This window comes from Halomonas sp. AOP43-D1-4, from assembly GCF_052446175.1.
Taxonomy (GTDB): Bacteria; Pseudomonadota; Gammaproteobacteria; order Pseudomonadales; family Halomonadaceae; genus Vreelandella; species Vreelandella citrativorans.
This window is the reverse complement of the sequence record NZ_JBQSVY010000025.1, coordinates 13,945-27,577: the sequence shown is the minus strand read 5'-3', so window position 1 is coordinate 27,577 and position 13,633 is coordinate 13,945. Positions and strand designations below refer to the sequence as shown.

11 protein-coding genes are annotated in these 13,633 nt (G+C 54.0%); 7 read left to right on the top strand and 4 right to left on the bottom strand.

The features are described 5' to 3' along the window. Window positions 1-513: 513 nt before the first annotated feature. Complete coding sequence (locus tag ACT3RQ_RS17245; RefSeq protein ID WP_444680964.1) at window positions 514-1,947, top strand: YfcC family protein; 1,434 nt, start codon at window positions 514-516, stop codon at window positions 1,945-1,947. A gap of 57 nt (window positions 1,948-2,004) precedes the next feature. On the opposite strand, the gene ACT3RQ_RS17240 is transcribed toward ACT3RQ_RS17245, so the two are convergent. Further along, complete coding sequence (locus ACT3RQ_RS17240) at window positions 2,005-2,907, bottom strand: LysR family transcriptional regulator (RefSeq protein ID WP_444680963.1); 903 nt, start codon at window positions 2,905-2,907, stop codon at window positions 2,005-2,007. A 183-nt stretch (window positions 2,908-3,090) separates the two neighbouring features. On the opposite strand from ACT3RQ_RS17240, the gene ACT3RQ_RS17235 reads away from it, so the two are divergent. The 4 genes from ACT3RQ_RS17235 to ACT3RQ_RS17220 all read left to right on the top strand — a co-directional run bounded on the left by ACT3RQ_RS17235 (window position 3,091) and on the right by ACT3RQ_RS17220 (window position 7,437). Then, window positions 3,091-4,524: a M20 family metallopeptidase gene (locus tag ACT3RQ_RS17235; protein WP_444680962.1), complete on the top strand. Its 1,434-nt coding sequence runs from the start codon at window positions 3,091-3,093 to the stop codon at window positions 4,522-4,524. A 3-nt stretch (window positions 4,525-4,527) separates the two neighbouring features. Further along, window positions 4,528-5,364: a tryptophan 2,3-dioxygenase gene (gene kynA / locus ACT3RQ_RS17230; protein ID WP_444680961.1), complete on the top strand. Its 837-nt coding sequence runs from the start codon at window positions 4,528-4,530 to the stop codon at window positions 5,362-5,364. 69 nt (window positions 5,365-5,433) lie between these two features. Then, window positions 5,434-6,663, top strand: a complete 1,230-nt coding sequence (gene kynU, locus ACT3RQ_RS17225) for a kynureninase (RefSeq protein WP_444680960.1) — start codon at window positions 5,434-5,436, stop codon at window positions 6,661-6,663. Between the two features lie 12 nt (window positions 6,664-6,675). After that, window positions 6,676-7,437, top strand: coding sequence for an alpha/beta hydrolase (locus tag ACT3RQ_RS17220; protein WP_444680959.1), 762 nt, complete (start codon window positions 6,676-6,678; stop codon window positions 7,435-7,437). A 153-nt stretch (window positions 7,438-7,590) separates the two neighbouring features. Here ACT3RQ_RS17220 and map read toward each other — a convergent pair whose 3' ends face one another. The 3 genes from map to pdxR all read right to left on the bottom strand — a co-directional run bounded on the left by map (window position 7,591) and on the right by pdxR (window position 10,083). Further along, on the bottom strand, window positions 7,591-8,364 hold the full coding sequence (gene map / locus ACT3RQ_RS17215) for a type I methionyl aminopeptidase (protein WP_444680958.1): 774 nt from the start codon (window positions 8,362-8,364) through the stop codon (window positions 7,591-7,593). Then, entirely contained in the window at window positions 8,357-8,563 is a 207-nt protein-coding gene (locus ACT3RQ_RS17210; RefSeq protein WP_441677125.1) for a ParD-like family protein, read from the bottom strand. The genes map and ACT3RQ_RS17210 overlap by 8 nt, the downstream gene beginning before the upstream one ends. Window positions 8,564-8,676: 113 nt before the next feature. Next, window positions 8,677-10,083, bottom strand: coding sequence for a MocR-like pyridoxine biosynthesis transcription factor PdxR (gene pdxR, locus ACT3RQ_RS17205; RefSeq protein ID WP_444680957.1), 1,407 nt, complete (start codon window positions 10,081-10,083; stop codon window positions 8,677-8,679). 192 nt (window positions 10,084-10,275) lie between these two features. On the opposite strand from pdxR, the gene ACT3RQ_RS17200 reads away from it, so the two are divergent. Continuing rightward, window positions 10,276-11,364, top strand: a complete 1,089-nt coding sequence (locus tag ACT3RQ_RS17200) for a TlpA family protein disulfide reductase (protein WP_444680956.1) — start codon at window positions 10,276-10,278, stop codon at window positions 11,362-11,364. An 80-nt stretch (window positions 11,365-11,444) separates the two neighbouring features. Further along, the gene (locus tag ACT3RQ_RS17195; RefSeq protein WP_444680955.1) at window positions 11,445-13,550 is read left to right on the top strand and encodes a protein-disulfide reductase DsbD family protein; all 2,106 of its coding nucleotides are present in this window, start codon (window positions 11,445-11,447) and stop codon (window positions 13,548-13,550) included. Window positions 13,551-13,633: the final 83 nt, after the last annotated feature.

Here is a 13,633-nt window from a genome sequence, read left to right as displayed (position 1 = left end):
TATAGACAGTAGCAGGTTCTATATAGACAGTAGCAGGCCGCTTGGCTATGCGCTGTTAACGCGTAAAATTGCGCGATATGGCCTGCAGACCTGTTATCTACAGCGATATAAAACATCGTTGAGCGGGCATTTTGAATCGACCGTTTAGCGGCTTTATTGGGTTGCTCGGATACTTCCTTCTGACTGCCAAGCGTGCTTGCCTAAAATAGAAAACACATTTGATAAATGCACAATTGTTAGCCTTGGGCTTCCTTGGTAGGTTGATTTCAAACAACACTAAAGGTGGCCCTTTCACCACCTGTGAACCCGGCGCTATGGACCTTCTACCTAACCTATTTCGTGGAAGTACACAAAACGTCACCACCCGATGCTACGCCTCACACTAAACCGCTTCGGCCCACCTACCCCCTCGGCCATACACACGGTTTACTTGTCGTTGAGCGTTTGAGTCGCACATACTGCCTAGAGTAGCGCCACCAATAAAACGATAACCCTCTGACCGCGAAGACGAATATGACAACGAAGCTGAGTAAAGGCGCGCCAGAAAAGGCACAAACAATGAAGAAAAAACGCCCTATGCCGGATGTGTTCATCATCCTGTTTAGCTTTATGGTACTGGTACTGCTCGCCTCTTATATAATCCCCGCAGGAAGCTACGAAAGAACCAACAACAATGGCCTGACGCAGGTCGCCACCGATAGCTTTCAGTACATTACTGCAGCGCCCCTGAACGTAATGGACCTGTTTACCGCTATTCAAAAAGGCCTGGTGGCGGCGGCTCCGCTGATCTTCTTAATCATGATGGTCGGCGGCGTGCTCAAGGTGATTGAGTCAACAGGCGCCATCAGCGCAGGTATTCACCAACTCATTAGCAAGGCCAATGGCCGTCGAAACGTTCTTATTTTTATCTTTTGCGCTACGTTCTCAACGCTTGCATCGGTTGGGGTAGGTGCCAACCTGGCCATTGCCTTTATTCCTATCGGACTGTTTCTTGCCCGCTCAATGAAGCTTGACCCCGTTGTAGGCGTGGCCATTATCTTTTTAGGCTCCTACGCAGGCTTCGGTGCAGGTGTTTTTGACCCGACCGTTACCGTTGCCGGGCAAACCATTGCCGAGCTACCGCTGTTTTCCGGATTTATGTATCGTGGCGTTATCTTTATTGTCTTTTTGGCCGTTACCACGGTGTACATCTGCCGCTATGCCAAACGTATCAAGCAGAACCCGGCTCATAGCGTGATGGGAGCAGACGCCTTTGATAACACCGAAGCCACACATGAGCCTGGCGCCCTGCCGCCCTTTACCTTTTCTCATAAGTTAGTGCTGCTGATATTTGCCGCTTCCTTTGTGTTTTTCCTGTACGGCGGTTTTAACTTCGGATGGGGAATCACCGAACTCTCTGCCACGTTTTTAATGGTGGGGATCGCCACGGCGCTGATCGGCAGAATGTCTCCCAACGATTTTGTAAAACGCCTGATGAATGGCGCAAGCGAAGTCATGTACGGTGCATTGGTGGTGGGTGTCGCCGCCGCTGTCATCGTACTGCTTAGACAAGCACAGCTCATCGACACCCTCGTGCATAGCGTCGCAAGCTCTTTAGATGGTCATGGCAAGATTGTCGCCATGGAGCTTTTATACGTGTTTAACCTGGTATTTAACGGATTGATTACTTCGGGTACCGGCCAAGCCGCTATCGTGATGCCAATTATGGTTCCCATTGGCGATATGCTGGAAGTCACCCGCCAGTCGACCTTCATCACCTTCAAGCTGGGCGATGCCGTTACCAATATTATTACTCCGCTTTCTGGCACCTTGATGGCGTGTCTGGCGATCGCCCGCGTTTCTTACGTGGAGTGGTTCAAATTCGTACTACCACTGGTATTGATTTGGATTGTCATCGGCGGCGCGTTTGTCGGGGTTGCCGTTGCGATTAACTACGGTCCGTTTTAAGCAGGTTCGCTTCCACGCCACCCATAATGGGTGGCCTGGCATCTAACGGGCCTGCGCTTAACAGTCAACGGCCGTCAGCCTCTCTTCCAGAACAACTAAAAACGCCTCGATATGAGCAGGCAGGTAGCGTTCAGCCATCACCTGTACCTGAAGGCTTCGCTGAGAAAGCTGGGGCTCGTGTAGCGGCTTTAAAACCAGCCCATCCTTATGCATTTTACCGCTTACCGCCACGGCACTACACAACCCGATCATATTGGGATGCTCGCTGACCATGGTATAGGTCGCGCCCAGTGAATCGCAGGAGAAACTTGGGAATACCTTAATACCGGACAAGCTACAGGCGACATCAAACAGATAGCGCATTGTCGAGCCATTAAGCGACATGGTAAGCGGGTAGTCGCATAAATCCTTTACATGCAAAACGTCATTAACTGCCAACGGGTGCTCACTCGACATAAGGGCACTAATTGCGGCGTTATGGCTTGAAACCACCTTTACGCCAATATCCGGCGAGAGGCTAAAGGTTAAGGCGATATCAGCACTGCCTTCTTTTACCAATTCAGAAGCACGCGCTGAATCGGCCATCTGCAGATCAAACCGAATATCAGGATGCTGAGTAATAAAGCGCGAAATAACACTGGGAAGAAAGTGCCACGCCATGCCATCAGGGCAAGCCACCACAATGGTTTGGCGTTGGCGTGTCATTGCATCCTGCATCTCATCGATAACGCTATTAACTTCTAACTGGTTACGCAGTGCATAGGCGTTCAGCAGTTTGCCTGCTTCGGTTAACTGCATACCCCGCGGCTGGCGGTTGAACAGCTTGATATCCAGGCGCTGCTCAAGATTGGTGATTTGGCGGCTAACCGCTGAAACAGCAACGTGCAACTCTTCAGCGGCAGCGGACAACGAGCCCGTTTTCGCAACGCTTTGAAAGTAGCGCAAGTGGAGATCCTGCATAACGGCCTCATTGATGACCTGCCTATTAGCAGGTGAAAGCACTATCGGCAACGATTCAAACATCTACCGATGATTTCTAATAGTTAGAAAGGTACTTTGAAATCTTAATGATTGCTGCAAACAAGAGCAAGGGCTAGGCTCACCTCAACGACCACTAAAAGCCCAATGATAAAAAGGCGCACCATGACAACACCGCAGCGTTCTAAACGGGAACAGGCGATTCAGCTAGCGAGTGATGAGCTTTCAAACGGTAATTTTTATAAGACGCTGGCAAAACGTATTGCCATGCGTACGGTCAGCCAGGACCCCGCCTGTGCCGATACACTCAACGCGTACCTTGAACAAGAAATTGGCCCGCTGCTTTCAAGGCTGGGCTTCACCTGCCAGATTATCGAGAACCCGAAACCCGGCTTTCCTCCCCTGCTGATTGGGGAGCGCATTGAAGACCCCGCCTACTCTACGCTGCTGTTTTATGGCCATGGTGACGTTACCGATGGCCAGGAAGAGCAATGGGCGAACGGTATTGACCCGTGGGCGCTAACCTTTAAAGAAGGCCGTGTTTATGGCCGCGGCACCGCCGATAACAAGGGCCAGCACAGCGTCAATTTAACCGCGCTGGAAGCTGTGATTAACGCTCGTAAGGGTCGGTTAGGCTACAACGTAAAAATGCTGTTTGAAATGAGCGAGGAGATAGGCTCAACAGGACTGGAAGCGACCTGCGCTGCTTATCAGAAAGCGCTTAAATCCGACCTTTTTCTGGCCTCTGATGGCCCCAGAATCCGCCACGATATGCCCACCCTTTTCCTGGGTTCTCGCGGCGTTGTTCAACTCAAACTGTCGCTTAACACCGGCAATGGCGGCCGCCATTCCGGCAACTGGGGAGGGGTTATTACCAACCCGGCGGTTGTGCTGTGCAATGCGCTCGCCACGCTACTTTCCCCGAGCGGCAAAATTCTGGCCGACTTTCTCAAGGCGCCGTCGATGACAGAAGACGTCTCCCGGTTAGTGCGTGACTTGCCGGTAGGCGGCGGTGCCTCCGACCCCACGATTAACCCAGCGTGGGGTGAAGAAGCCCTGGCGGATGGCGAGCGTTTATACGGGGCCAATACGTTTGAAATTCTTGGCTTAAGTGCGGGCAGAACCGACAAGCCTGTCGGCGCGATTCCAGAGCACGCGGAAGCGGTACTACAGCTGCGCTTTGTAAAAGGCACCGACTGGCAAGCGGTGGAGAGTAACCTGCGCCAGCACTTGGATGCCCATGGCTTTAACGATATCCAGATGACGTTTTTAGGCGGTTACGCGGCGACTCGGTTGGACCCCAATCACCCGTGGGTGAATTTTGTTGCTCAATCGGCCGAGAACAGCCTGAATGAAGCGCCCCATATTTTACCCAACCTGGGCGGCACGATTCCCAACCACTGCTTTTCAGACGTGCTTAATCTGCCTACCGTTTGGCTGCCCCACTCCTATCCGTCATGCAATCAGCACGCCCCCGATGAGCACTTGCTGGAAACCATTGTCGAGCAAGGGCTAAAACTAGCCGCCGGGATCTTCTGGGATTTAGGCGAACCTCAAGCACAAGCGCTAACCACTCATGACGCGGCAAAGGCATATTAAGTGATGGAAACTCCAAAAAAGAACAGCGTTGATAACGAAGCCATCCACTGGGACCAGGATATCAGCTACGGCCAATACCTTGACCTTGAGCCCTTGCTGGCCTGCCAGAACCCGGCCTCTGACGAGCACGATGAACTACTCTTTATCATGATTCATCAGGTGTCGGAGCTATGGATCAAGCTCTGCTTGCACGAAGCCCACGCGGCGGCCAGGCATATTGCCGATGACAACCTGAGCCCTGCGTTCAAAATGCTCTCGCGCGTCTCTCGCATCCAGGAGCAGCTCATCAACGCTTGGGAAGTGCTGGTAACGATGACCCCCGCCGATTACTTGAGCTTTCGGGACAGCCTTGGGCAAAGCTCGGGCTTTCAATCCTATCAGTACCGGGAAATTGAGTTTTTGCTGGGTAACAAAAACGCCAAATTGATCGAAGCACACCGTTCAAAGCCCAAGCACTACCAAAAACTCCAGCATGCGCTTAATTCGCCCAGCCTTTATGACGTCTCGCTGCAGCTACTGGCCCGCCGGGGTTTTGATATTCCAGACAACATCACCCATCGTGACTGGAGCATTCCCTACACCGCGAGTAGCGACGTCGAAGCGGTGTGGATGGAGATCTATCGCAACAGTGAAAAGTACTGGGACCTATACGAACTGGCCGAAAAGCTGGTGGATGTCGAGTTCAACTTCCAGCGCTGGCGCTTTAACCACATGAAAACGGTGGAGCGCATTATTGGCTACCGACGTGGCACCGGTGGCTCGTCGGGCGTGAGCTACCTGGTCAAGGCACTCGACCTGCAGTTCTTCCCGGAACTTTGGAGCGTAAGGACATCTATTTAACAGCAAGCGCCCAATAAGCCTTACCCCACTTTTCACCTGTGTGACGACATTTTTTGCTGGAGTACCGATATGCGCGTGAGCCTGGATACCGTTCGTGAGCTGGACCGCCAAGACCCACTGGCAGATTTTAAACGCCACTTTTCCCTACCAGAAGGTGTTCTCTACCTGGATGGCAACTCGCTTGGTGCGCAACCGGTCGCGGCCAAGCAAGCGGTTGATGACACCATGGAGCAGTGGCGTACCCAACTGATTAAAGGCTGGAACCAGGGCTGGTTTGATGCGCCCGAACGGCTGGGAAACCTGCTCGCCCCGGTGCTTGGTGCTCAGCACGGTGAAGTGGTGGTCACGGACAACATCACGCTCAATATTTTCAAACTATTGGGCTATATCCTCGACAAGCGCCAGGATGATTGCCGCACGGTACTCAGTGAAGGCGGCAACTTCCCCACTGACGGCTACATTGCCCAAGGCTACTGCCGGGTTAGCGGCTGTGAACATCGCTTTATGCCCGAAGGTGACGACCTGGCTGCGCACCTGGAAGGCGTGGCTGTGGTGGTGCTTAGCCAGGTCAACTATCGCACGGGCAAACTGCGCGACATGGCAGCCACTACTCAACTGGTTCATGAACATGGCGCCGAGGTCATTTGGGATTTAGCCCACTCTGCTGGCGCGCTACCTGTCGATCTTAACGGCGTGGGCGCGCGCTATGCCGTAGGTTGTACCTATAAATATCTGAACGGCGGCCCCGGTGCGCCCGCTTTTCTTTACGTGCACCGCGACCACCTGGACAGCACGTGGCAACCGCTCTCGGGCTGGCATGGCCATACCTCACCTTTCGCCTTTCAGGCCGACTACGCACCCGCCGATGACATCTCGCGTTTTCGTACCGGCACACACTCAGCGATTATTTACGCCGCCCTTGAAGCGTCGTTAGCTATCTGGTCTGAGGTCGATATGCAGGCCGTGCGTGAAAAAAGCTTGGCCATGAGCAATCTGTTCCGCGAGTGCCTGGCAGATATTTTTGAGGCCCACGGTATCGAGGACATTACCCCGACAGCCGACCAGCGTGGCAGCCAGGTATCACTGGTAGATGCCCAAAACGGTTACGCCATTGTGCAAGCGCTGATCGCGCGTGGCGTGATTGGTGATTATCGGGAGCCGGGCTTGATGCGCTTCGGCTTCACCCCGCTCTATTTAAGCTACGAAGATGTGTGGCAGGCCGCGCAGCACTTCCGCGAGGTAGTCGAAAGCGGCGAGTATCAAAATCCTGAATTTCACGTGCTTAGCGCCGTTACCTGATAGAGAGCACGCATGACAAAGCTAACGCCGGATCTGGCCTACTCACCGAGCCATTTTGCGTCGGAGTTTGAATCTACTCTTACACGTCAGGCGGATGCCGGACGCACGCTAAGGGACCGCCACCCACCGATAACGGTCGCCTATGGCGACCACCCGGCGGCGTGCCTTAACCTGTTTATTCCGCCGGGAGAAGGCCCGTGGCCTTTGATGGTATTCATTCACGGTGGCTACTGGCAGGAGCTTGACCACACTGCCACGGATTTTCTGGCCGAGCGCTATCTGGCACGGGGAATGGCCTTCGCCTCAATTGGCTATGGCTTAGCCCCAACCCACACCATTGAAAACATGATGACTCAGTGCATTCAGGGGCTAGAAGCGGCCTACCACGCGCTGGAAGAAAACGGCGGTGTGTGGTCCGTCACCCTGGGAGGTCATAGCGCGGGCGCCCAACTGGCTTACTGGATAGCCGTTAGCGGCAGGGTTCCTATTGATAAGCTGGTGCTGGTCAGCGGTGTTTATGACCTTACACCGCTGGTAGAAACCTACGTTAACGCTCCCCTAAAGCTGACCAAATCACAGGCACGCGCACTTAGCCCTCAATTTGGCGAGCTGACCGCGCTGCCCACCTGCCAGGTTGTGATTGCCGAAAACGACCCGCCCGCGTTTCATCAGCAGGGACACAATTTTATAGCGCTGCTACGCGCAGCCAACGTTCAAGCAGAGCTGATTGAGCTGCCGGGATGCGATCACTTTGATGTGCTGGAGTATTTGTAAGCGCTAGCCGAGCTCACAATAACCACGCCGTTACTTTCTAGCGACGGCATGGAATTTTAATACCACTGTCTCTCAAAAGCCTGTTTCACGTCCGCCCGGCTAGTTTTCAGATGACTTGTCATAGGTCACCTTGCATCGCCTAACTGGTTAAAATTAAACACGCTCTTCATCACGCAGCGTAAGCACCTCAACACCCTCGGCCGTCACTGCCACTGTATGCTCCCACTGCGCGGATAAGGACTTGTCGCTGGTCACGACGGTCCAGCCATCTTTTTTGATTTTTACCTTGGCTTTGCCTTGGTTAATCATGGGTTCGATGGTGAATACCATGCCCTCTTTCAATACCACGCCGTGCCCTGGCTTTCCGTAGTGCACGACTTCCGGCTCTTCATGCATTTCCTGGCCGATGCCGTGGCCGCAATATTCACGCACCACCGAGTAGCCGTTCTGTTCCGCATGCCGCTGGATCGCATGGCCTACATCACCCAGTGTTGCCCCCGGTTTAACCGCGTGGATGCCCTTCCACAGCGCCTCATAGGTTTTATCGACCAGGCGCTTGGCAATAGGCTTTACCTCACCCAACATGTACATCTTGCTTGAATCGGCAATATAGCCGTTCTTCTCAAGCGTGATATCAATGTTAACGATATCGCCTGATTTTAGCGTGAGTGTCTCGGAGGGAACGCCATGACACACCACCTGGTTCACAGACGCATTCAGCACATATTGATAATCGTATTGCCCTTTGCTGGCCGGGCGAGCCTTTAGCTCATCAACGATATAACGCTCGGCCCAATCGTTGATCTGCATGGTGGTGACACCCGGCTCGATTAACGTATCAAGATAACTGAACACCTGCGCCAGCAAGCGCCCAGCTTCGCGCATCAGCGTCAACTCTTCTGCACTTTTCAGCGGTACGTTATCCACCGGTCACCTGCCTTACTTCAATGTCTGCCTGCTGCATCTGCTCGCGCATAATGTCGGTGAAGGTCATGCCTGGATTAGCCTCTGCCAGCATGCCCACTTTAATCCAATACTCCGCCTGTGCGTTGATCGAACGCACCATGACCGAGCTGGCTTTACGAATATCTTCGTGTAGCTGGTCGTTGATTTTTACGATACCCATGGAATGCCTTGATATATGAAACGTATATAAAGCATATATTAAGATAAGAACACGCAGCAAGCGACCTGGTGAAGCGGACGTTCAATAAGAGTGGTTTTTCAACTGCAGGCACACTATTGGCGATGACGAGCAATCAGTGCCGCCAACGGTTGATAGCCTTCTTCAAGCGCAGGGCTCGATAGATTAGTGACGCCCAAGAGCAATCCTTTTCGCGCATTGGCTTGCTTGGCGTACCAGGGAGACAACGGCGCCGGTGCCAGGTTAAAGGCCGCTGCCGCTTCGGCAATGCCAACATCGTCGGTGTCATCAGCCAGGGCAAGCAACAGCGACAAGCCCGCCATATGATTGACTGAAACCGTGCTGTCCATGAGTGCAAGCAGCGCATTCCGGCGCTGTATATACAGACGCTTCATACGCCGAATATGGCGCAAGTAATGCCCGTCGCGCAAAAACTCCGCAACGGCTAGCTGACTAGGCAGTGCAGACGCAGGTGACAATGCGGCGGCCGTATCTCCCGCGCGCTCCGACAACCTCGCAGGCACCACCATGAAACCAAGCCGCAATCGTGGGCTGATGGTTTTACTGAAAGTACCCATGTGGATCACTCTTTCGTCATGGTCCAGCGAGGCCAGTGCGGGCGTTGCCTGGCCGCTTAACTGCAGCTCACTTAAATAATCATCTTCGATGATCCAACTATCGTTTTCTTTAGCCCATGCTAATAACGCCTGGCGGCGAGCCAGCGACAACTGCATACCCAGCGGTGCTTGCTGGCTTGGCGTCACAATCGCCAACCGGGCCTCCGCAGCAAGCGCTATCCCTTGCTCCACACAAATCCCCTGGTCATCGACCGGAACAGGAACCGAGGTAAAGCCTGCCAAAGACAAAGCGTGCCGATTGAGTGGATAACAAGGGTCTTCAACCCACACCCGCTTTGAATCCGGGCGCAACAAATGCAATGCCAAGCCCAGCGCCCCCGCATATCCATTGGTGATGATGATCTGGTCTGCAGAGCAAAGCAGCCCGCGAGCCACGGCCAGATAGGCAGCAATTTCCTTGCGTAGTGTCTGCTCTCCACGTGGGTCTGGGTAACGCAGTGACTCGGCCACCGCCTGGCGTGAACCGCGCAGCATGATGCGAGACCACTGCTTAAAGGGAAAGCCATCTTGCGCAGGCACCCCCACTTGAAAAAGCCTGGGCGCGCTTTCCAGGTCCTGATAGAGATCAGGCAGTGGCAGCCGAGAGGCCTCAACCACCATTTTTGGTGCCGCGGGTAGCACGGCGCTAACGAACGTACCGGCGGCCCCTTTTGAGATGACTAACTGATCATCGCTCAGCCGATCATAAGCCGTTTTAATAGTGCCTCGTGAAACGCCCAGTTGCGTGGCAAGATCACGCCATGAAGGCAGCCGTGCGCCCTCGTATAAATGCCCTTGTCGAATGGCATCAGCAATGCTCGAACGCACCTGCTCTGACAAAGATTGCTCGCCTTGGCGATTAAGTGAAAAACGAAGTTTACTCATCCCTCCATGGTACATAGAAACCTATCAGTCTTGGTGCTTTTTTTTAGACCATGAAGCCTTTCACAATCACTATCTACTCTACACTTTTACCGTTCTAAATCTTTGTGCCAGTTCTCGAGCTAGTTCTTTATGCCGGTTCTTGAGTTAGCTCTTTACGTTAGCTCAGAACGATTTGCCAAAAGGATGAAATCAATGCGTATAGTAAACACGAAATGTTCAGCGGCGATACTGCTCGCCATGTTGGTCGGCTGCTTCGGTTCGGCACACGCCACCGAGACCACTGAGCAACCAGACGCCGATCAAGCCTATGATCAAGATGCCGATGGTGAACAGCGTGCCAGAGCGGCTGGCGAATCCTTAATTGGTCAGCCAGGCCCCGAGCTGAGCATTACCACGCTGGATGGTGAGACTATTGATCTAGGCGCGCTATATGGCGACAAACCCGTGTATATAAAGTTCTGGGCAACCTGGTGTGTGCCCTGCCGCCAGCAGATGCCCGGGTTCCAGGCATTTCAAGAAGCGCATGGTGATGATATCCAAGTCATCGCCGTGAACACCGGCTACGCTGACACCGAAGAGTCCGCACGTGTCTATCGCGAGGAAATGGGCCTGACTATGCCCATCACGGTAGATGACGGCACGCTAGCCGAAGCGCTGAATCTACGCGTTACCCCGCAGCACGTTCTGATTGATCGCAGTGGCCACATCACTCACATTGGTCATCGTGACGATCAAGCCCTGGAACAGGCGCTACAGGCAGTGCTTGAACCCGCTGATCCCAACTCAGCAGCGACCGAAGGAGCCGCCGTCAAGGATATCGACGCCAACGCTTTAACGGTGGGCGATACGGTGACTCACCTTGATGTCACCACGCGTGACGGCACTACCATCGACCTGACTCGGGAGACGACAGACAAGCCACTGGGTGTGGTGTTTTTTGCCACCTGGTGTGAGCCTTATCTTGCCGAGAGCCAGCCAGAAACCTCCACCGCCTGCCGCCGCGTACGCGAAACCGTCAACCAGTTAAGCGAAGACCAAAGCGTACAGTGGGTAGGCATTATTTCTGGTCTTTGGACCCAAGAGTCCGATGTCGAAAGTTATCTTGATACCACCGAGACGGCGATACCGGTGTTGCTTGACGCCGAGGGCGATATACACCGTGCATTCGGCGTTCAGCAGATACCCACCGTTGTGTTAATTGATGCTGACGGCAAGATAACCGACAAGCTTGGACCACAAGACACCGCATTAGGCGAAGCTGTCGAGCGCCTCAGCCAATAAGCGTAAGCCACTCCGCGCAAGCCATAGCGCGGCCCCCCTTTCTTTACTGGAGCAGCCCGCCTCACGCGGGCTGATAGCCAATGCCCACGTTCCTTTATCGCTATTTTGTCCTTTTCTGCCTAGTGTTAATGCTGACTCCCCAGATCGGCGCTGCACAGGAATTTCCCGGCATCTCGGGCGAAGTACTGATTAAGAGCACTCTGATAGCGGAAACAGATCAACCGGCACCTGGCACCTCCAGCACGTTATCCGTTTTCATGGAGCCGCAATCAGGTTGGCATGGGTATTGGAAGCAGCCGGGTAGCATTGGCCTACCACCGCAGTTCAATTGGCAATTGCCGGAAGGTGTCAGCGTAGGCGATGCCGCTTACCCAGTACCGCAGACGCTAATGACTGGCGATCTGATGAATCATGTCTACGAACATCCTTATGCGCTATTGCTGCCCATTGAAATTGATGCCTCTGTGCCCGCAGGGACCTCACTACCGATTAGCGTTGATTTCAACTATCTGGCTTGTCGCGCTGATGCCTGCATTCCAGAGGAAGCATCGCTTGCCACTACGCTGGTCGCAGGCGATGGCCACATTACGCCTGAGCGCAAAGCACGCTTCGATGAATGGCGACGCGAGCTTCCCAGGCCTCTCGGTTCGCAAGCCAGCTTTGTGACGACCGACGATAACCAGCTGCGTTTAAGCATCCCCTTGCCCACCAGCGTGGAACTAAACGATCCACACTTATTTGTTGCCACCGACAACGTGGTTGATCCCGCGTCTGAGCAGGTTTTTAGTCGTGAAGGCGACACATTGATTATTGAAACCCAGTTGGCAAAATACTGGCAGACAGACAATCCACCTGACGAGTTCGAAGCACTTCTGTCACTGGGTAATGGAACCGGTTTAGCATTGGTTAGCCGTAGTGATGGTGCGCCAACGCCAAACGCAAGCACAGCTGGCGTACAAAGTAGTTCTACATTACTACTGACCGCATTTCTCGGTGCCATCCTCGGCGGCGTTCTGCTCAATATCATGCCCTGCGTTTTCCCTATTCTCAGCCTTAAGGTCCTTAGCCTTGCACGCCTGTCCGGTGGTCAACGCGAAGCCCGGCGTGAGGCGCTAGCCTATACCGCCGGTGTGGTCCTCGTTTGCTTGATCCTGGGTGCAACGATTATTGCTCTGCGCGCAGCCGGTACTCACGTTGGCTGGGCATTCCAGTTGCAAGACCCACGGGTCATTGTGGTGCTTACACTGCTGACCGCCGCGATTGGCTTTAACCTGGCAGGCCTTTTTGAACTAGGCTCCATCAATGCTGGCTCCAAACTGGCTAGCCAGGATGGCATGTCCGGCGCTTTCTGGACGGGCGTACTTGCCGCCTTTGTCGCAACACCTTGCTCCGGCCCATTTATGGCCACAGCGCTTGGCGCTGCCTTGGTACTCCCTACGGTTGCCGCACTGACGGTTTTCGTGGGCTTGGGCTTGGGCATTGCCTTACCGTTTTTGCTGCTTGGTTTCATACCGATACTTCGTCGCCGCCTTCCTCGGCCGGGCCCTTGGCTTGCAACCTTTCGGCATATCATGGCCATCCCAATGTTTCTAACCGCTTTAGCGTTAGCTTGGGTGCTTGGCCGCCAGCTCAGCAATAACGGCATGATTGCAAGCCTCGCTCTGATCTTACTACTGGCGATAGGACTCTGGTTCACCGGCCTGCGCCAACGCAACGGCAAGCGCTTGGTCTGGGTACCAGCAGCACTCGCGGCCGTACTCGCGCTGACGGGAAGCATCCTCGTTCCCGGCTCCTTTGCGGGCCACGAGGCGCCCATTAATGCCGCCGCAAACTCACCCGCCACACGCACACTCGACTTTGACGCGGACCGCCTGGCCGAACTTCGGCAGCAGGAGCAAACCATCTTTGTCTACTTTTCCGCAGACTGGTGCGTCACTTGCCATATGAACGAACAGCGAGCCATTGATACAGCCAGCACGCAACAAGCATTTGCGCAGGCGGATGTGATCACTATGAAAGGTGACTGGACCAATGGTGACCCAGCCATCACCGCTTTTTTGGAACAACACGGCCGCTCAGGAGTACCTCTCTACTTGTGGTACACGCCAGACCAAAAAGAGCCTGAAGTCCTTTCACAGATTCTTGCGCCAAATGTGTTATCGACGTTAGCGGGCAAGTCTGGTTAACCCGCACGGTTAACAGGTGCTGAACAGTTAGCAGGAGAACCGTGCGTAAGGCCGCCGTGGCGTCTTCCAAGCCTTGTTGTAAT